Consider the following 17,739-nt stretch of genomic DNA (forward strand, 5'->3'; position numbering starts at 1 on the left):
CCCGCTGCCGCTCGACTTGCATGTGTTAGGCCTGCCGCCAGCGTTCAATCTGAGCCATGATCAAACTCTTCAGTTCAATACTGCTTGGGTTTTGAGAAAACCCTAAACTTGGCTCAGCAATCGCAAATAAACTCTCGAATTCACGAGTGTTACTTGTGATGCTGATAATCAGTTGACTATCAGTCTTACCTCACAAGCACCCACACGAATTGCTTGATTCAGTTGTTAAAGAGCGTTTCGATCAAGCCTTTCGGCTCAACCGAGGCCGCGCATTCTACAGCAGCCTTTCTTACTGTCAAGCTGTTTTTCGAAAATCTCTTTTCTACTCAACCGCTTGCGCCTTCGATCCGATCTCTCTTCTCGTCAGCGGGAGGCGCATTCTACAGCGCTCAATCACGCTGTCAACACCTCCTTTCCAACTTCATTCGCCAGTGGCGAACCTTGCGAAGCGGAACCTCCCAGCACCCTCACCAACCACTTAACTCATTGATCTACAAGGAGTTTTGCTTGGCAACTGCGCTGGAAGAGGTGCGCATTATAGGGATGCAGATTCTGCCGTCAACACTTAATTGAAAGGTTTTACTCGACAGCCAGGGATACGCGAGCAAATGCCTTCTTGCCGGCCTGCAGCACATGAGTTGCGCCCAGCTTGAAGGTAAAAGCACGATCCACAACTTGACCGTCCACACGCACACCACCAGAGCCAAGAAGGTCACGGGCGACCGCGGCATTCTTCACCAGACCTGCCTTATTAAGGACAGACGCAATGGGCATGTCTTCGGCGGAGTACAGCTGAACCTCCGGTAAATCCATCGGCAGTTCGCCTTCCTTCATGCGATTGCCGGCGGAGCGGTGAGCAGTGGCCGCAGCTTCCTCACCATGGAAACGAGCGACGATCTCCTCAGCCAGCTTGATCTTGATGTCGCGAGGATTGGCACCCGCCGCTACGTCACACTTGAACTGCTCGATTTCCTCCATGGAACGGAAGCTAAGGAGCTCGAAGTAACGCCACATCAATTGATCCGGGATGGACACCAGCTTGTTGTACATGACACCCGGCGCCTCCTGGATGCCCACGTAGTTACCCAGGGACTTGGACATCTTCTTCACGCCATCCAAACCTTCCAGCAATGGCATGGTCAGGATGCACTGGGACTCCTGCCCGTAGGCACGCTGTAGCTCACGCCCCATCAGCAGGTTGAACTTCTGATCAGTACCACCCAACTCGACATCAGCGCGCAGCGCTACGGAGTCGTACCCCTGCACCAGCGGATAGAGGAACTCATGGATGGCAATAGGCTGATTGGTGCCGTAGCGCTTGCTGAAGTCATCGCGCTCGAGCATACGGGCGACGGTGTACTGGGAGGCCAGGCGAATAAAGTCCGCTGGAGTCAACTGGTCCATCCAGGTCGAGTTGAACGCCACCTCGGTCTTGGCCGGATCAAGAATCTTGAACACCTGAGCCTTGTAGGTCTCAGCATTCTCCAGAACCTGCTCACGAGTCAGCGGCGGGCGAGTGGCGCTCTTGCCGCTGGGGTCGCCGATCATCCCGGTGAAGTCACCGATCAGGAAGATCACCTGATGCCCCAGCTCCTGAAACTGCCGCAGCTTATTAATAAGGACGGTGTGCCCCAGATGAAGATCGGGGGCGGTCGGATCGAATCCTGCCTTGATACGCAACGGCTGGCCACGCTTGAGCTTTTCGACCAGCTCGGACTCGACCAGAACCTCTTCCGCACCGCGCTTGATCAGCGCCAGCTGCTCTTCAACCGACTTCATGACAGGACTCGTAGACCGTTGGATGGACAAAAGGGGAACCAACCATACAAGATCGCGAACTAATTACAAGTTCTGAGCCCAGCGCCGTGCCAGTCAGCGGAAGGCTGCACTCCAAGGTTGCCTAGGGCGGATTTTGATTATATTTTAGGCAGTTAGTTCATATTCCAAAACAACACCACACGCCATGACGCATTCAGTACCCAAAGCGCCGCCCTATCCGAAGAGCCACTTGCTGGCTGCTAGCGGTGTGGCTGCGCTGCTCAGCCTGGCCCTGCTGGTGTTCCCGTCTCGCGAAGTCGAGGCGAAGAAGACCTACATCAACCTGGAGCTGGAGAACAGCTCGGAGATGGTAATCCAGGAGAAGGACGACCTCCGACCAGGTTCCATCACCGGGGATGAGGGTTTCTCGCCATTCACCAAGATCGAGAACCCTGCCGACAACCAGAACAGCGCCGGAAAAGACGCGGATAAGAAGAAAGAAGAAGCTACCGACCTCGTTGCCACTCAGAAGCCTGTCGATCCCAGCCTCAAGGCCGTGACCGTAGGCAACGGCGATACTTTGTCTACGGTGTTCGCCAAGGTCGGCCTATCCGCCAATGTCCTGCACGACGTCCTGAACAGCAGCAAGGACGCCAAGCAACTCAGCCGCCTGAAGGTTGGCCAGAACTTCGAATTCAAGCTCACACTCAGCGGTGAGCTCGAAAAGATCAGCACCAAGGTTAGCGGTCTCGAGAGCGTTCACCTGGAAAAGACCCCCAAGGGCTACGCCTTCAAGCGTGATGTAATCAAGCCGGAGTTGCGCTCTGCGTACGCCCGCGGCGTAATCGACAGCTCGCTGTTCCTGTCCGCTAAACGCGCCGGCCTTTCCCACGATCTGGCCATGGATCTTGCCAATATCTTCGGCTACGACATCGATTTCGCCCTCGACATCCGTGAAGGCGACGAGTTCGAGATGATCTACGAAGAGAAGGTGGTTGAGGGCAAGAAAGTAGGTAGCGGGGAAATCCTCGCCGCTCGCTTTATCAACCGTGGTAAGACCTTTTCCGCGGTCCGCTATGTCGACAAGCAGGGCACTGCCAGTTACTTGCGCGGCGACGGCACAGCTATGCGCAAGGCCTTCATCCGCACACCAGTGGACTTCGCCCGCATCAGCTCGCGCTTCTCCAACGGTCGCCGCCACCCAGTCCTGAACAAGATCCGCGCTCACAAAGGCGTGGATTACGCTGCTCCCCGCGGTACTCCGATCAAGGCCACCGGTGACGGCAAGATCGTCCTGGCAGGCCGCCGCGGCGGTTACGGCAACGCCGTGATCATCCAGCACGGCAGCAAATACAAGACGCTGTACGGCCACATGCAAGGTTTTGCCAAGGGCATTCGTACCGGCGGCAGTGTCAAGCAGGGCCAGATCATTGGTTATGTGGGTACTACCGGCCTGTCTACCGGTCCGCACCTGCACTACGAGTTCCAGGTCAACGGTGTGCATGTCGACCCGCTGGGCGTGAAACTGCCGATGGCTGATCCGCTGATCGCCAGCGAGAAGAAGCGCTTCCTGCAGATGAGCCAGCCGCTGATGGCACGCATGGATAGGGAAAAGGCCAGCATGCTTGCCTTGAACAAGCGCTGACCGCATGCAGCGCTATCTGGGGGTGATGTCCGGGACCAGCCTTGATGGCCTGGACATTGCCTTGGTCGAACAGACCGATCGGATCACCCTTCTCGACACCCACTACATCCCCATGCCCGGCTCGCTACGTAGCGAGCTGCTGGCGCTCTGCGCCTCCGGCCCCGACGAGCTCGCCCGCGCTGCACTGGCGGAGAACGGCTGGGTCGAGCTGGCCGCTGCGGGTATCAACGCCCTGCTGGTTCGCAACAACCTGGGCGCCAGGGATATTCGCGCCATCGGCAGCCACGGACAGACCGTGCGCCACGAACCTGCGCGTGGTTTCACCATCCAGATCGGCAATCCCGCACTGCTTGCCGAGCTCACAGGTATCACCGTGGTTGGAGATTTCCGCCGACGCGACGTCGCTGCTGGCGGACAGGGTGCGCCTCTCGTACCCGCCTTCCATGAATCGTTGTTCGGCGACGCCAACAGCTACCGTGCCGTGCTCAACGTCGGCGGTTTCAGCAATCTGAGCCTGATCGAGCCGGGCAAAGCAGTGCATGGATTCGACTGCGGTCCTGGCAACGTTCTGCTGGACGCCTGGATTCATCTTCAGCGCGGCGAGAGCTACGACCGCAATGGTGACTGGGCCGCCAGCGGAACCCTGCAGCAGCGGCTGCTGGATACCCTGTACGGTGACGCCTTCTTCACCACCCAAGGGCCCAAGAGCACTGGCCGCGAGCTATTCAACCTCGGTTGGCTGCAGTCCCGGCTGGCACGTCTGCCGCTCTTCAAGCCCGAAGATGTACAGGCCTCCTTGCTGGAGCTCACTGCCCGCAGCATCACGGAAGCCCTCCGCGCCGCGCAGTCGAAGACTGACGACCTGCTGGTCTGCGGCGGCGGCGTCCACAATCAGCATCTGATGCAGCGTCTCGCTGTCCTTTTGCCTGACACTCGCGTGTGCAGCACTGCCGACTTTGGCGTGGACCCGGACTGGGTCGAGGCCATGGCGTTTGCCTGGCTGGCCCACTGCTGTCTGGAAGGTATTCCCACCAACCGCCCCAGCGTCACTGGCGCCCGCGGCTTGCGCATCCTCGGCGCCATTTACCCCGCCTGAACGAAGTCAGCAGAAACTAAAACGCCGTGCATAAGCACGGCGTTCGCTGTACGAGCTGAAAATCAGATCGAGAACGAAGACCCACAGCCACAGGTGGTGGTGGCATTCGGGTTCTTGATCACGAAACGCGACCCTTCGAGACCTTCCTGATAATCAACCTCGGCACCCGCCAGGTACTGGAAGCTCATCGGGTCGACGACAAGGCTGACGCCGTCGCGTTCGACGATGGTGTCGTCGTCCGCCACGTCTTCATCGAAGGTGAAGCCGTACTGGAATCCCGAGCAGCCGCCGCCGGTCACGAAGACACGAAGCTTCAGGCGCGGATTGCCCTCTTCATCGATCAGGTTCTTCACCTTGCTGGCCGCGCCCTCGGTGAACATCAGGGCTGAAGGGGTGAAGGTTTCGACGCTCATGCTGCAACTCTCCCGGCTTGACGCCGCCATACTGCGCTAAGGCGAGGCATTATCCGCTTACCCTAGAAAACTGGTCAACTATTAAGCGATTCGACCCTGCCAATGGATCGAGGTGCGGCGCCGGGACACGAACCTCCGGCGCCGCCTGACATCACGGCAGCAGAGCCGCGTGGGAGAGACCAAGGCGCTCATCAAGGCCGAACATGATGTTCAGGTTCTGTACCGCCTGACCGGACGCACCCTTCACCAGGTTGTCGATCACCGAAAGCACCACCACCAGGTCGCCGCCCTGGGGACGGTGAACCGCGATGCGGCATACGTTGGCGCCGCGCACACTGCGGGTTTCGGGATGGCTGCCGGCCGGCATCACATCGACGAAGGGTTCGTTGGCGTAGCGCTTCTCGAACAGCGACTGCAGGTCGACGCCTTTGTCCACAACGTTCGCATAGAGGGTGGCGTGGATACCGCGGATCATCGGAGTCAGGTGCGGTACGAAAGTCAGGCCTACCGGGCCACCGGCGGCGCGGCGCAGGCCCTGGCTGATTTCCGGCAGATGGCGATGCCCCTTCACCGAGTAGGCCATCATGCTTTCGCCTGCCTCGCAGAACAGCGAGCCCACCTTCGCACCACGACCGGCACCACTGACACCGGACTTGCAGTCGGCGATCAGTTGATGCGTATCGGCCAGGCCGGCTTCCAGCAGCGGGATGAAACCGAGCTGCGCAGCAGTCGGATAGCAACCGGGGACGGCGATCAGGCGTGCGCCTTTGATGGCTTCACGATTCACTTCCGGCAGGCCGTAAACAGCCTCCGGCAACAATGCCGGCGCGCCATGGGGCTGGCCGTACCACTTGGCCCATTCCTCGGCGTCTTGCAAACGGAAGTCCGCGGAGAGGTCGATGACCCGGGTTCCGGCCGCCAGCAACTCACCGGCCAGCGCATGGGCTACGCCATGGGGCGTGGCGAAGAAGACCACGTCGCACGCTCCCAGGGTTGCGGCGTCAGGCACGCTGAATGCGAGGTTGTCGTAGTGACCGCGCAGGTTCGGATACATGTCGGCGACCTTGACCCCGGCCTCGGATCGCGAGGTGATCACCGCGACCTCTGCCTGCGGATGCTGAGCCAGCAGACGCAGCAATTCGACACCGGTATAGCCTGTGCCGCCGACGATTCCGACCTTGACCATCACTTGCCCCTCAATGAACCGATTGGAAAGCTGCCGATGATAAGGCCGCATCGGCCAGGGGCCAACCGCTGAGGTGACGTGCGGCCGCTCAAGCCTCTACTATCCGGACCATCTGTCCGATGGAAACCTTCCCATGCTCTATCTGTGGCTCAAGGCCTTGCATATCATCGCCGTCGTCTGCTGGTTCGCCGGCCTGTTCTACCTTCCGCGACTCTTCGTCTATCACGCCCAGGCCGAGGACGAGCCCAGCCGTGAGCGCTTCAAGGTCATGGAGCGCAAGCTCTACCGCGGCATCATGGGGCCCTCGATGATCGCCACCCTGGTCCTGGGAATCTGGATGCTCTATCTCAACTCGGGCTGGCTGAGCCAGGGCTGGCTGCACGCCAAGCTCACTCTGGTGATCCTGCTGATCGGCTATCACCACGCCTGCGGCTCCCTGCTCAAGCGTTTTGCCCGGGGCGAAAATCGCCGGGGCCATGTGTTCTACCGCTGGTTCAACGAAGTCCCGGTGCTATTCCTGATCGCCATCGTCGTCCTGGTGGTGGTCAAGCCCTTCTGAACTGACAAGAGGAACTCCAGATGTCCCTGCCTGCCTTGCTCGATCAACGCCTGCGCTTGCCGGTCGTGGCCGCACCAATGTTCCTGGTGTCCAATCCCAAACTGGTCCTGGCCTGCTGCAACAACGGTATCGTTGGCAGCTTTCCCGCCCTCAACCAGCGCGAGAGCAGCGGCTTTCGCGCCTGGCTGGATGAGATCGAGGCGGGACTTGCGGCAGACGCTGCGCCCTTCGCGGTGAACCTCATCGTTCACCACAGCAACCCGCGACTTTCGGCCGACCTGGCCATCTGTGTCGACAAGCATGTCCCCATCGTCATCACCAGCCTCGGCGCAGTGAAGGAGGTCGTAGACGCTGTGCACAGCTACGGCGGTCTCGTATTTCACGACGTGACCACTCGCCGCCACGCCGAGAAGGCAGCCGAGGCAGGCGTGGACGGCCTGATCGCCGTAGCGGCGGGCGCCGGCGGCCATGCCGGCACCTTGAGCCCCTTTGCGTTGATCGCCGAAATTCGCCAGTTCTTCGACAAGACCCTGCTGCTCGCTGGCTGCCTCAACCACGGCCACGAAATCTTTGCCGCGCAGATGCTCGGCGCCGATCTGGCCTACCTCGGCACCCGCTTCATCGCCACTCAGCAGAGCGATGCCGAAACCCGCTACAAACAAATGATCCTCGATGCCCGCGCAGCCGACATCATCCACACTCCGGCCGTTTCCGGCGTACCTGCGAGCTTCATGCGCCAGAGCCTGGAAGCGGCCGGCTACGACCTGAAGCGCCTCGCCGACAAGGGCGATATCAACTACGGCGAGAAGTTGAAACCCGTCAGCGATGAAGCCAAGGCCTGGAAGACCGTTTGGTCAGCTGGCCAGGGGGTGGGCAACATTCGCGACCTACCCACGGTGGACGAGTTGATCGCCCGTCTTGACCAGGAGTATCGCGCCGCCCGCGACAAGGCCGGGCAACTGGGTCAACGCTGGGCTCAATGAGGCGGCGCACCCTGCTCGGGCTCGGGCTCGGAGCGCTAGGCGCCCTGGGCCTGTGGTCCGCGCGTCCGACTGATCACGGCCGCCCCCACGATGCCTACTTCATGGGCCTCAACCATTCGACAGTGACCTGCTCCACGAGCACCTGCCGGCCCTGTGGATAGCCACACCCGTACTCAAGGTACTCGATGGCGCCTTACCCTATCTGGAAGGCGCACAAGGAGTGCTGCAGGGCTGGAACCCCAATTGCCAGCGCGCCCATTACCTCTATGGAGGCAACTGGCAAGCCACCCCGGTTTCCCCGGCCGGACCCACCCATGACAACCTCTACGGCCGCAGCGCCAACCAGGAGCGCTTGGCCGGCTCCCACGCTACAGGGCTCGCCGTGGACGACTGGGTCTTCCTGCGTCCGACGCATTCTGAAGGCACCCTAGGCGAGTTCGCTGACCTGCGCCTGTTGCGCCGCGGAAGCCTGGTCGGACGCTGGAGCCCGCTCGGCCTCGCCTGAACCCTGTTTTTTGTGCGCCAGCCCGCTTGTGCCGCGGGCCAGAGCGCAATTACGCTGTGCCATCATTTTTCTGTCGCTGACAAGGATGCTCGCATGACCGAAGCCCGCTACAAGATCGTCTTCGACGGAGAACCCATGCCCGGTGTGGCGCTGGACACCGTCAAGGAAAACCTCGCCCGCCTGTTCAAGAGCGATACCAGCAAGATCGACAGCCTGTTCGGCGGCCGCAGTGTCGCCCTCAAGCGCGACCTGGTGGAAGCCGAGGCGGACAAATACCTCGCCGCGCTGCAACGCGCCGGCGCCAAAGTGCGCAAGGAGCACGACCTGGCAGCAGGCCTGAGCCTGGTGTCCACGGATGATCACCCGGAGCCCAGCGCCCCTGCAGCCGAAGCCGCCCCGGCAAACGACAGCATGAGCTGCCCGAAATGTGGCCATGAGCAACCGAAATCGACTGAGTGCCAGGCCTGCGGGATCATCATCGACAAATACCTGGCCCGTCAGGCGCAACTGTCTGAAGAAGCCGCCTTGGTGAAAGCCTCAATCACCAGCAGTGAACCCGCATCACCCTACGCTCCGCCCCAGGCCCAGGTCGGCGAGCAGTTACCGGAGTTCGGCGAGCTGAAGGTGTTCGGTACCAACGGCCGCATCGGCCGGGTGCGCTACCTGGGCTGGAGCATGGCGCTGCTGCTGGCATTCCTGCCTATCGGCGGTGTCATCCTGGGCAGCTTCGCGCTTTCCGAGACCCTCGCCGGTCTGCTGACTCTGGTCGCGAGTCTGGCGCTAGTTGTGGTCAGCGTATGCATTGGCGTGCAGCGCCTGCACGACATCGGCTGGTCCGGGTGGCTCTGGCTGTTGAACTTCGTCCCCGTCGTCGGCAGCGTTTTCGCGCTTCTGATGCTCTTCGTCCCTGGCACTGACGGCCCGAACCGCTACGGCCCGCCACCGCCGCCAAACAGTCGTGCAGTAAAAGTGCTGGCCTGGCTGATCATTCTGGTGCCGGTAATCGGTATAGTCGCCGCCATTTCGATACCGGCCTATCAGGACTACCTGATGCGCGCCCAGATGGACGCTGCCGCCAGCTTCGAGCAACCGGCCGAAGTGCCCCCGCTCGAAGGCGAGTCCGCCGAGTAAGCAACCTCCCGGGGCCGGCGTTGTCCAACCCGGCCCCATTATGGAGAACCTCCAGATGCCCCGTTATGCCTTGATCACCGGCGCCTCCAGCGGTATTGGCCTGGCCCTGGCCGAGGCCCTGGCGAGACGGGGGCGCCACCTGCTGCTGGTGGCCCGACAGCGGGACGTGCTGGAGAGCATCGCCTGCGAGTTGACCCAGCGCTTCGGCGTCGAGGTGCTGTTCCGCTACTGCGACCTCGCCGAACCCTTGCAGGTGTCCGGCCTGCTGATGGACCTGGAACAGGGTGAGCGGGAAATCGACCTGCTGGTGAACAACGCAGGCATTGGTTCCTGCGGCGCCTTCGTTGACCAGGACTGGGGCCGCGAGCAGGAGCTGATCGAGTTGAACATCCTCGCCTTGGCCCGGCTCTGCCATGGCATTGGCGGTCTGATGGCACGCCAGGGTGGCGGGCAGATCCTCAACGTCGCCTCGGTGGCGGGCTTCCAGCCCGGCCCCTGGATGAGCAACTACTACGCCAGCAAGGCCTACGTCTTGAACCTCTCCGAAGGCCTGCGAGAAGAACTGCGCCCGCGCGGCGTGAATGTCTCGGTGCTGTGCCCTGGCCCAACCCGCACCGCCTTCTTCCGCGGCGCCCATCTGCAAGTCGACAGCCTGGAAGGCAGCAAACTGATGATGAGCCCCGAGGAAGTAGCGCTGATCACCGTACGCGCCCTGGAAAAGAACCGCGCCATCATTATCCCCGGCTGGCGCAACCGGCTCGCCGCCCTGGTCCCCAGGCTGGCCCCGCGCTGGCTGGTACGCCGCTTGCTGGGCCGGGTCATTCGCCGTTTCGCCCAACCCTGAGGGGCCTCACTCGGCTTTCACGCAACGCCCGTTCGCCCATGCCCGCAAGTTTGCCAACTGCTCGGCCATCAGCACCGACAATGGCGCGGTACCCTTGATCTCACGCAGCAGCAGAGCCTGGTCGGCCGGGCATTGCTGGGCCTGGGCAGCGTAGAGCATGCCTACCACCGCCTGTTCGATCTCAGCGCCGGAAAAACCGTCACTGGCACCCACCAGTTGATGCAGGTCGAACTGCGCCGGGTCCAACTCGCGTCGGCCCAGGTGAATACGGAAGATTTCGGCACGAACTTCAGGCTGCGGCAAGTCGACGAAAAACAGCTCATCAAAGCGTCCCTTGCGGAGCAGCTCTGGCGGTAGCCGGTCGATGGCATTGGCAGTCGCCACCATGAACACCGGCGCCTTGCGCTCGGCCATCCAGGTCAGCAAGGTCCCCAGCACGCGCTGGCTGACACCGCCATCATGGTCGCCGCTTGCCAGGCCTTTCTCCACCTCATCCATCCATAGCACGCAGGGGGCCATCTGCTCTGCCAGCTTCAGCGCTTCGCGCAGGTTGCGCTCGGTTTCGCCAAAGAATTTGTTGTACAGGCAAGCGAAGTCCAGGCGCAGCAGTGGCAAACCCCAAAGGCCGGCTACTGCCTTGGCCGCGAGGCTCTTGCCTCCACCCTGCACACCGACCAGCAATACCCCTTTGGGTCGGTCCAGGCCCTTGTCGTCCAGCAACGCAGACTGACGCTCGGCCAACCAACGCTTGAGGTTGGCCAGCCCCCCAACCTCGGCAAAACGAGCCGTCTCGTACTCGAAACTGAGCACGCCCTCCAGATCCAACAATTGAAACTTCGCCTTGTTCAGCTCCGGAAGGTCTTCCTGGGTAATGGCGCCGTCGTCGCAGATCACATTGCGCGCAAGGGCCCGGGCCTCACCATGACTCATGCCACGCAAATTCTTCACCACCTGTTGCAAGGTGCGGTTGTCGGTGCGGACCCGCGCACCACGATTACGCTCGCTCCAGCGCGAGGCCTCTTCGCGAACGATGCTCAGCAACTCATCCTCACTGGGTAGTGCCAGATCAAAGCGCGCCGCGTAGCGCTGCACTTCCGGCGGCAGCTTGAGCGCATGGGACACCAGCACCAGGGTTGGCTTATGGGTGCCCTCGGCCATGGCCACTTCCTTGAGCAGCCTTACCACCTTGGGGTTGTCGCCCAGAAAGGGATGCAGATCGCACATCACATACAGGTTTGGTTGCGGATCAGCCTTAATCAGCTTGAGCGCCGTTTCCGGCTCGCGACTGTCACCCTCGCCCATGCTGTCACCACCGAAACCCAGGCGCTGCAGCCCTTCGCTGACCGCCCAGGTGAAGAGTCCGAGACCGCGCTTGACGGCCAGGCTGGTGAGGGTTTCAAGTACCCGGCGCTCATCCCAGGACTCGATCAGGACCAGCTTGACCCGCGAGTCCAGCACCAGGCTGAGGTCGTGGATATCGTTCTTCACAGAGGCTCCTTGTGGGCATCGGCCGATGCTGGCCGGGGAAATCACTCGCCGTTAAACTCGGTCATTCTTATAACAGGCCGGAGAATTCCCGTGGACTGTCTGTTCTGCAAAATCGCTGCCGGGGAAATTCCCGCGCGCAAGCTCTATGAGGACGATCAGGTCGTCGCCTTCCACGACATCGCGCCGCAGGCTCCCGTGCACTTCCTGGTGATCCCGAAAAAGCACGTGCGCACGCTCACCGACCTCACCGAGGACGACAAGGCGCTGGTAGGCCATATCGCCTACACCGCCCAGCGCCTGGCGATGGCGCAAGGCTGCGACGAAGGCTTCCGCGTGGTGATGAACTGCAACGAACAGGGTGGCCAGACCGTCTACCACATCCACATGCACGTGCTTGGCCAGCGCCAGATGCACTGGCCGCCGGGCTGATCCGGCCTCGTCCCAAGGGCGGGAAGCCCTCCCGCCCACCGACCACCGTCTGACTCCGGTCAAACCTTGGTCATCCCCTTGCGGTAGAATGCCTGCCGACGTCCTACGGAGGTGCCGCATGGCCAGCGAACGTTCCTACTCCCCCGCCGACCGCCTGTTGCTGCAGGCCGATGCCGCACTGCGCACCCTGCTGCCATTTACCGGTCAGCCTTTCCGCCCCTCTCCCGCCGATGGCCAACCCGATGCTGAACTCAAGGCAGAGGACGCCCGCCACATCGCCGGGCTGATGCGTATCAACCACACCGGCGAAGTCTGCGCCCAGGCGCTCTACCAGGGGCAGGCGCTGACCGCGAAGCTGCCGGAAGTGCGCGAAGCCATGGAGCACGCCGCCGAGGAAGAGGTCGACCACCTGGCCTGGTGCGAACAGCGTATCCGCGAGCTGGGCAGCCGCCCGAGTGTCCTCAATCCGATCTTCTATGGTTTGTCGTTTGGCGTCGGCGCCGTAACCGGCCTGATCAGCGATCGAGTGAGCCTGGGCTTCGTTGCCGCGACCGAAGACCAGGTGTGCAAGCACCTCGACGAGCATCTGGAGCAACTGCCCGCCGAAGACGCCAAGTCCCGCGCCATCCTCGAGCAGATGCGTACCGACGAGGAGCAACACGCCACTAGCGCCATTGAGGCCGGCGGCCTGCGCTTCCCCGCTCCGGTGAAGTTCGGCATGACACTGCTGTCGAAGATCATGACCAAGAGCACCTACCGGGTCTGAACGCCGCACATGAAAAAGGGCGCCATCAGCGCCCTTTTTCGTTTCTACCGGGAAGCGTCCTCAATGAGGCATGTTTCGCGCGTAGAAGATTTCCAGCATCTCGTGCCGTACGCGCTCTTCGACTTCCTTGCGCTGCTCGACAGTCAGATTGCTGGTGGCATCGCCGAACAGGTAATTGTCCAGTTCGAAGTTCTTGAGCAGCATCTTGGTGTGGAACATGTTCTCCTGGTACACGTTGACGTCCGTCATCTGATAGGCGTCTTGGGTGTCGTCGGAGAGGTAGTTCTGGATCGAGTTGATCTCATGGTCGATGAAGTGCTTCTTGCCTTCCACATCACGGGTGAAACCGCGCACGCGATAGTCGACGGTGACGATGTCCGAGTCGAACTGGTGGATCAGGTAGTTGAGCGCCTTCAGCGGAGAAATCACGCCGCAGGTGGAAACATCGATGTCCACCCGGAAGGTGGCGATACCCGACACCGGATGGATCTCCGGATAGGTGTGAACGGTGATGTGGCTTTTATCAAGGTGCGCCAGGATGGTCTCCGGCAGCGGGCCCGGAGATTCCTCGATCTGGCTGTCGGTAGGGGTCACCGGCTGCTCGGAGATCAGGATGGTCACGCTCGCGCCCTGGGGATCATAGTCCTGGCGGGCAATGTTGAGGATGTTGGCACCGATGATGTCCACCACGTCGGTGAGGATCTGGGTCAGGCGCTCGGCGTCGTACTCTTCATCGATGTACTGGACGTAGGCCTGCTGATCCTCGGGGGTCTCCGCGTAGCAGATGTCATAGATGTTGAAGCTCAAGGTCTTTGTCAGGTTGTTGAACCCGTGGAGCTTGAGTTTGCTTTTCACCGTTGAGAGCTCTCTGTGCATATGCGGCTCTGCCGCGTGGTTGAGCATGCCCGTCAGAAGCGCACGACACTTCTGCGTAGGACGGTTTACACCTCTTCGCGTTGGCGATTGTGGTCGTAGGTTCGGGGCCCGACGCCCCGGAAATTGAAAGGGGGCGAATTATGCAGACGACGGGCGCCGTCTGCCAGAGTTTGCCGCGCAATTATGATGGCCGGATGTCGTTATCCGGCCATCCATCGGGACCGGGCTCAGCCCAGCTCGACGATTTCGTAATCATGGGTGATCTCGACACCTGCGCGGCCGAGCATGATCGAAGCCGAGCAGTACTTCTCCGCAGACAGCTCCACCGCGCGCTTGACCTGGGCGTCCTTGAGTCCGCGCCCCTTCACCACGAAGTGCACGTGGATCTTGGTGAAGACCTTGGGGTCCTCGCTGGCGCGCTCGGCTTCCATGAAGGCTTCGCAGCTTTCCACCGGCTGGCGGGATTTCTTCAGGATGCTCACCACGTCGAAGTTGGTGCAACCGCCAAGACCGATCAGCAGCATTTCCATGGGACGCACGCCCAGGTTGCGACCGCCAGCCTCGGGCGGGCCATCCATCACGACCGCGTGGCCGCTGCCGGATTCGCCAAGGAACAGGGCTTCGCCCGCCCATTGGATGCGTGCTTTCATCGCCTGGAACTCCGCTCGGAAAAAGGTGCGGTAGCTTATCACAGCGCGTTTTCCATGCCGGGCTGCAAATAGTTCCGGGGCAGGTGTTAGGTGCGTCGCAAAATCACGTTGTCGAATCAGGGTCCTCTGTTAAGCTGGCGCCGGATTACTGGCACACTTGGCCGGACAACTATTAGAAAATTGCCTGTTGGACAAAGGCTTACCTTCTCTATTTCGGGACTCGGGCATGGTCGCAATTACCCTTACACCAAAAATAAAGAGCCTGGACAAGATTCTCGCGCATTGTCACCGCCGCCGTTACACGGCCAAGAGCACCATCATCTATGCGGGCGATCGCTGCGAAACCCTCTTCTTCATCATCAAGGGCTCCGTCACTATCCTGATCGAGGATGACGACGGTCGCGAGATGATCATCGCCTACCTCAACGCCGGCGACTTTTTCGGCGAGATGGGCCTGTTCGAAAAGGAAGGCGCGGAGAAGGAGCGCAGCGCTTGGGTCCGTGCCAAGACCGAGTGCGAAGTGGCCGAGCTGAGCTACGCCAAGTTCCGCGAGCTCACTCAGCAGGATCCGGAAATCCTCTACGCCCTCGGCAGCCAGATGGCCGACCGCCTGCGCAACACCACGCGCAAGGTAGGCGACCTGGCCTTCCTCGACGTGACTGGCCGCGTAGCACGCACCCTGCTCGACCTGTGCAAGCAGCCGGACGCCATGACTCACCCGGACGGCATGCAGATCAAGATCACCCGCCAGGAAATCGGCCGTATCGTCGGCTGTTCCCGCGAAATGGTCGGCCGCGTGCTCAAGAGCCTGGAGGAACAGGGCTTGGTGCATGTAAAGGGCAAGACCATGGTGGTCTTCGGCACCCGCTGAAGCCGCAAACGAAAAAGCCGGCGCAAGCCGGCTTTTTCATGTCTGAAGCAAAGGCCTTGCTCAGTCCGGATCGATGCCCGCCACCACGCGATTACGCTCGGGGAAGAACAGGCGGCTCAGTTCGGTGCCCGGCTCTTCGGCGCGCATGAAGGCTTCGCCCACCAGGAAGGCATACACGCCGCTGACTTCCATCAGCTCCACATCGGCACGATTGAGAATACCGCTCTCGGTTACCACCAGGCGGTCACGCGGAATGCGCGGCAGCAGGTCGAGGGTGTTTTCCAGGCTGACTTCGAAGGTGTGCAGGTTGCGGTTATTGATGCCCACTAGCGGGGTATCCAGGCAGTTCAGCGCGCGATCCAGTTCCTTGCCGTCATGCACTTCCACCAGCACATCGAGGCCGACGTCCTTGGCGGTGGCCGCCAGCTCCTTCATCCGCGAATCTTCCAGCGCGGAGACGATCAGCAGGATGCAGTCAGCACCGAGCGCACGGGCCTCGACCACCTGGTACGGATCGATCAGGAAGTCTTTGCGGATCACCGGCAACGAGCAGGCCGCACGGGCTTCCTGCAGGTAGGCATCGGCGCCCTGGAAGAAGTCCACATCGGTCAGCACCGACAGGCAGGCGGCACCGCCGGCCTCGTAGCTTTTGGCAATCTGCGCCGGAATGAAGTTCTCGCGCAGCACGCCCTTGCTCGGGGAGGCCTTCTTCACTTCGGCGATTACTGCTGGCTCGTGGCGCTCGACACGCTCCAGCAGCGCCCGGGCGAAACCACGAGGGGCGTCGGCGGCGCGGGCCAACGCTTCGACTTCGGCCAGTGAGACGCGGGCACGGCGATCAGCCACTTCCTCGGCCTTGCGCGCCAGGATCTTCTCAAGAACGGTTGGGATGCTCACGCTTCATTCTCCACTCGGAACACCGCGGTAAAGGAGGCCAGCTCGTCCAGCTTTTCGCGGGCCAGACCAGTGTGCAGAGCGTCCTGCGCCAGGCGCACACCTTCTTTCAGGCTGGACGCCAGGTCGGCAGCATAGAGCGCCGCGCCGGCGTTCAGCACGATCATGTCGGCGGCCTTCTGGCCGTTTTCCGTCTTGCGCCTGCCCAGGGCGTCGCGGATCAGCTCCAGCGACTCCTGCGGACTGCCGACGGTCAGGCCGATCAGGCTTTGGCTCTTGATGCCGAAGTCCTCGGGCTGGATCTGGTACTCGGTCACTTCGCCGTCCTTCAGTTCGGCGACATGGGTCGGTGCGGCCAGACTCACCTCGTCCAGGCCATCACGGGAGTGGACCACCAGGATGTGCTCACTGCCCAGGCGCTTGAGTACCTCGGCCAGCGGGCGACACAGCGCCTGGCTGAATACGCCGACCACCTGATGCTTCACCCCGGCCGGATTCGTAAGCGGGCCGAGCATGTTGAACAGGGTGCGCAGACCCAGTTCGCGACGCGGGCTGGCGGCGTATTTCATGGCCTTGTGATGCACCTGGGCGAACATGAAGCCGACACCGATGCCTTCGATGCAGCGCGCCACCTGCTCCGGCTTGAGGTCCAGGTAGATGCCGGCGGCTTCCAGTACATCAGCGCTGCCGGTCTTGCCGGATACCGCGCGGTTGCCATGCTTGGCCACTTTGCCGCCTGCCGCAGCGACCACGAAGGTGGCGGCGGAAGAAACGTTGAAGATGTTGGCGCCATCACCGCCGGTCCCCACTACGTCGACCACGTGGTCGAGGCTGGAGAGTTCCACACGGGTGGCCAGTTCACGCATGACCGAGACCGCACCGACGATCTCTTCGATCGTCTCGCTCTTCATGCGCATGCCCATGAGGAAGGCGCCGATCTGTGCGTCGGTGCACTGGCCGGTCATGATCAGGCGCATCACGTCCTGCATTTCTTCGGTGGTCAGATCCAGTTGGTTGACCACCCGGTTCAGGGCTTCCTTGATGTCCATCAGCGCACTCCACCGGTTTGCTTGAGGAAGTTGGCCAGCAGTTCATGGCCCTGTTCGGTAAGGATGGACTCCGGATGGAACTGCACACCCTCGATGTTCAGCGTCTTGTGACGCAACCCCATGATTTCGTCCACCGAGCCGTCGGCGTGCTGGGTCCAGGCGGTGACTTCCAGCTCGACGGGCAGGGTTTCCAGCTTCACCACCAGGGAGTGATAGCGGGTGACGGTCAGTGGGTGGTTCAGGCCTTCGAACACGCCCTGGTCCTTGTGGAACACCGGGCTCGTCTTGCCGTGCATGGCCTGGCGCGCACGCACGACGTCACCGCCGAAGGCCTGGCCGATGCTCTGGTGGCCAAGACAAACGCCGAGGATCGGCAGCTTGCCGGCGAAATGGCGGATCACTTCCAGCGACACGCCCGCTTCGTTGGGCGTGCAGGGGCCAGGGGATACCACGATGCGTTCCGGGTTCAGCGCCTCGATCTCGGCGATGGAGAGCTCGTCGTTGCGGATCACATGCACGTCCGCGCCCAGTTCACCGAGGTACTGCACCACGTTGTAGGTAAAGGAATCGTAGTTGTCGATCATCAGCAGCATGGT

The 17,739-nt window shown here is 61.6% G+C and carries 19 protein-coding genes and 1 rRNA gene; 10 read left to right on the top strand and 10 right to left on the bottom strand.

The features are described 5' to 3' along the window. A 16S ribosomal RNA gene (locus FFS60_RS19115) occupies positions 1–76 on the bottom strand; the annotation flags it as partial. Positions 77–579: 503 nt separating this feature from the next. Next, positions 580–1,779, bottom strand: a complete 1,200-nt coding sequence (gene tyrS / locus FFS60_RS19125; protein WP_028631045.1) for a tyrosine--tRNA ligase — start codon at positions 1,777–1,779, stop codon at positions 580–582. Positions 1,780–1,963: 184 nt separating this feature from the next. Between tyrS and FFS60_RS19130 the strand changes: the two genes are divergently transcribed. Then, positions 1,964–3,403, top strand: a complete 1,440-nt coding sequence (locus tag FFS60_RS19130) for a peptidoglycan DD-metalloendopeptidase family protein (RefSeq protein ID WP_137822856.1) — start codon at positions 1,964–1,966, stop codon at positions 3,401–3,403. Positions 3,404–3,407: 4 nt separating this feature from the next. Beyond that, positions 3,408–4,499, top strand: coding sequence for an anhydro-N-acetylmuramic acid kinase (locus FFS60_RS19135; RefSeq protein WP_137822857.1), 1,092 nt, complete (start codon positions 3,408–3,410; stop codon positions 4,497–4,499). Between the two features lie 62 nt (positions 4,500–4,561). On the opposite strand, the gene erpA is transcribed toward FFS60_RS19135, so the two are convergent. After that, positions 4,562–4,912, bottom strand: a complete 351-nt coding sequence (gene erpA / locus FFS60_RS19140; RefSeq protein WP_028631048.1) for an iron-sulfur cluster insertion protein ErpA — start codon at positions 4,910–4,912, stop codon at positions 4,562–4,564. Positions 4,913–5,063: 151 nt separating this feature from the next. After that, the gene (gene argC / locus FFS60_RS19145; RefSeq protein WP_028631049.1) at positions 5,064–6,098 is read right to left on the bottom strand and encodes an N-acetyl-gamma-glutamyl-phosphate reductase; all 1,035 of its coding nucleotides are present in this window, start codon (positions 6,096–6,098) and stop codon (positions 5,064–5,066) included. 133 nt (positions 6,099–6,231) lie between these two features. Here argC and hemJ point away from each other — a divergent pair, with 133 nt between their 5' ends. The 5 genes from hemJ (at position 6,232) to FFS60_RS19170 (ending at position 10,120) form a co-directional block, all read left to right on the top strand. Then, on the top strand, positions 6,232–6,657 hold the full coding sequence (gene hemJ, locus FFS60_RS19150; RefSeq protein WP_137822858.1) for a protoporphyrinogen oxidase HemJ: 426 nt from the start codon (positions 6,232–6,234) through the stop codon (positions 6,655–6,657). 20 nt (positions 6,658–6,677) lie between these two features. After that, a complete protein-coding gene (locus tag FFS60_RS19155; RefSeq protein WP_137822859.1) occupies positions 6,678–7,640 on the top strand; it encodes a nitronate monooxygenase family protein in 963 nt (320 codons plus the stop codon). 220 nt (positions 7,641–7,860) lie between these two features. Further along, a complete protein-coding gene (locus FFS60_RS19160; protein ID WP_028631052.1) occupies positions 7,861–8,145 on the top strand; it encodes a hypothetical protein in 285 nt (94 codons plus the stop codon). Between the two features lie 93 nt (positions 8,146–8,238). Next, positions 8,239–9,276, top strand: a complete 1,038-nt coding sequence (locus FFS60_RS19165; protein WP_137822860.1) for a DUF805 domain-containing protein — start codon at positions 8,239–8,241, stop codon at positions 9,274–9,276. Positions 9,277–9,331: 55 nt separating this feature from the next. Then, entirely contained in the window at positions 9,332–10,120 is a 789-nt protein-coding gene (locus FFS60_RS19170) for an SDR family oxidoreductase (RefSeq protein WP_028631054.1), read from the top strand. 6 nt (positions 10,121–10,126) lie between these two features. Here the strand turns inward: FFS60_RS19170 and FFS60_RS19175 are convergent, their stop codons facing one another. Continuing rightward, positions 10,127–11,608, bottom strand: a complete 1,482-nt coding sequence (locus tag FFS60_RS19175) for an AAA family ATPase (RefSeq protein WP_028631055.1) — start codon at positions 11,606–11,608, stop codon at positions 10,127–10,129. Positions 11,609–11,698: 90 nt separating this feature from the next. On the opposite strand from FFS60_RS19175, the gene FFS60_RS19180 reads away from it, so the two are divergent. After that, positions 11,699–12,037 carry a histidine triad nucleotide-binding protein gene (locus FFS60_RS19180; protein ID WP_028631056.1) on the top strand — a complete coding sequence of 113 codons (339 nt, stop codon included), beginning with the start codon at positions 11,699–11,701 and terminating at the stop codon, positions 12,035–12,037. 118 nt (positions 12,038–12,155) lie between these two features. Continuing rightward, on the top strand, positions 12,156–12,803 hold the full coding sequence (gene coq7, locus FFS60_RS19185) for a 2-polyprenyl-3-methyl-6-methoxy-1,4-benzoquinone monooxygenase (protein ID WP_137822861.1): 648 nt from the start codon (positions 12,156–12,158) through the stop codon (positions 12,801–12,803). 60 nt (positions 12,804–12,863) lie between these two features. Here the strand turns inward: coq7 and speD are convergent, their stop codons facing one another. Together speD and FFS60_RS19195 are read right to left on the bottom strand one after the other, a co-directional pair. After that, positions 12,864–13,658: an adenosylmethionine decarboxylase gene (gene speD / locus FFS60_RS19190; protein WP_137822862.1), complete on the bottom strand. Its 795-nt coding sequence runs from the start codon at positions 13,656–13,658 to the stop codon at positions 12,864–12,866. A 248-nt stretch (positions 13,659–13,906) separates the two neighbouring features. Beyond that, a complete protein-coding gene (locus tag FFS60_RS19195) occupies positions 13,907–14,329 on the bottom strand; it encodes an OsmC family protein (RefSeq protein WP_028631059.1) in 423 nt (140 codons plus the stop codon). A 226-nt stretch (positions 14,330–14,555) separates the two neighbouring features. On the opposite strand from FFS60_RS19195, the gene crp reads away from it, so the two are divergent. Beyond that, positions 14,556–15,200 carry a cAMP-activated global transcriptional regulator CRP gene (gene crp / locus FFS60_RS19200; RefSeq protein WP_028631060.1) on the top strand — a complete coding sequence of 215 codons (645 nt, stop codon included), beginning with the start codon at positions 14,556–14,558 and terminating at the stop codon, positions 15,198–15,200. 60 nt (positions 15,201–15,260) lie between these two features. On the opposite strand, the gene trpC is transcribed toward crp, so the two are convergent. Genes trpC through FFS60_RS19215 form a run of 3 tightly spaced genes read right to left on the bottom strand, consistent with a single transcriptional unit; the run spans position 15,261 to position 17,736 of the window. Beyond that, on the bottom strand, positions 15,261–16,097 hold the full coding sequence (gene trpC, locus FFS60_RS19205) for an indole-3-glycerol phosphate synthase TrpC (RefSeq protein WP_028631061.1): 837 nt from the start codon (positions 16,095–16,097) through the stop codon (positions 15,261–15,263). Beyond that, a complete protein-coding gene (gene trpD, locus FFS60_RS19210; RefSeq protein WP_028631062.1) occupies positions 16,094–17,143 on the bottom strand; it encodes an anthranilate phosphoribosyltransferase in 1,050 nt (349 codons plus the stop codon). The genes trpC and trpD overlap by 4 nt, the downstream gene beginning before the upstream one ends. Further along, positions 17,143–17,736, bottom strand: coding sequence for an aminodeoxychorismate/anthranilate synthase component II (locus tag FFS60_RS19215; protein ID WP_028631063.1), 594 nt, complete (start codon positions 17,734–17,736; stop codon positions 17,143–17,145). Before FFS60_RS19215 ends, trpD begins: the two co-directional genes overlap by 1 nt. Positions 17,737–17,739 lie beyond the last annotated feature (3 nt).

The sequence above is a fragment of the Pseudomonas sp. D(2018) genome (genome assembly GCF_005502555.1).
Taxonomy (GTDB): Bacteria; Pseudomonadota; Gammaproteobacteria; order Pseudomonadales; family Pseudomonadaceae; genus Metapseudomonas; species Metapseudomonas resinovorans.

Coding starts and splice junctions, on each gene's coding strand:
- FFS60_RS19155 (WP_137822859.1), top strand. CDS start 6,678: ATGTCCCTGCCTGCCTTGCTCGATCAACGCCTGCGCTTGCCGGTCGTG.
- FFS60_RS19135 (WP_137822857.1), top strand. CDS start 3,408: ATGCAGCGCTATCTGGGGGTGATGTCCGGGACCAGCCTTGATGGCCTG.
- argC (WP_028631049.1), bottom strand. CDS start 6,098: ATGGTCAAGGTCGGAATCGTCGGCGGCACAGGCTATACCGGTGTCGAA.
- crp (WP_028631060.1), top strand. CDS start 14,556: ATGGTCGCAATTACCCTTACACCAAAAATAAAGAGCCTGGACAAGATT.
- FFS60_RS19170 (WP_028631054.1), top strand. CDS start 9,332: ATGCCCCGTTATGCCTTGATCACCGGCGCCTCCAGCGGTATTGGCCTG.
- FFS60_RS19195 (WP_028631059.1), bottom strand. CDS start 14,329: ATGAAAGCACGCATCCAATGGGCGGGCGAAGCCCTGTTCCTTGGCGAA.
- FFS60_RS19130 (WP_137822856.1), top strand. CDS start 1,964: ATGACGCATTCAGTACCCAAAGCGCCGCCCTATCCGAAGAGCCACTTG.
- FFS60_RS19215 (WP_028631063.1), bottom strand. CDS start 17,736: ATGCTGCTGATGATCGACAACTACGATTCCTTTACCTACAACGTGGTG.
- tyrS (WP_028631045.1), bottom strand. CDS start 1,779: ATGAAGTCGGTTGAAGAGCAGCTGGCGCTGATCAAGCGCGGTGCGGAA.
- hemJ (WP_137822858.1), top strand. CDS start 6,232: ATGCTCTATCTGTGGCTCAAGGCCTTGCATATCATCGCCGTCGTCTGC.
- trpD (WP_028631062.1), bottom strand. CDS start 17,143: ATGGACATCAAGGAAGCCCTGAACCGGGTGGTCAACCAACTGGATCTG.
- FFS60_RS19165 (WP_137822860.1), top strand. CDS start 8,239: ATGACCGAAGCCCGCTACAAGATCGTCTTCGACGGAGAACCCATGCCC.
- coq7 (WP_137822861.1), top strand. CDS start 12,156: ATGGCCAGCGAACGTTCCTACTCCCCCGCCGACCGCCTGTTGCTGCAG.
- erpA (WP_028631048.1), bottom strand. CDS start 4,912: ATGAGCGTCGAAACCTTCACCCCTTCAGCCCTGATGTTCACCGAGGGC.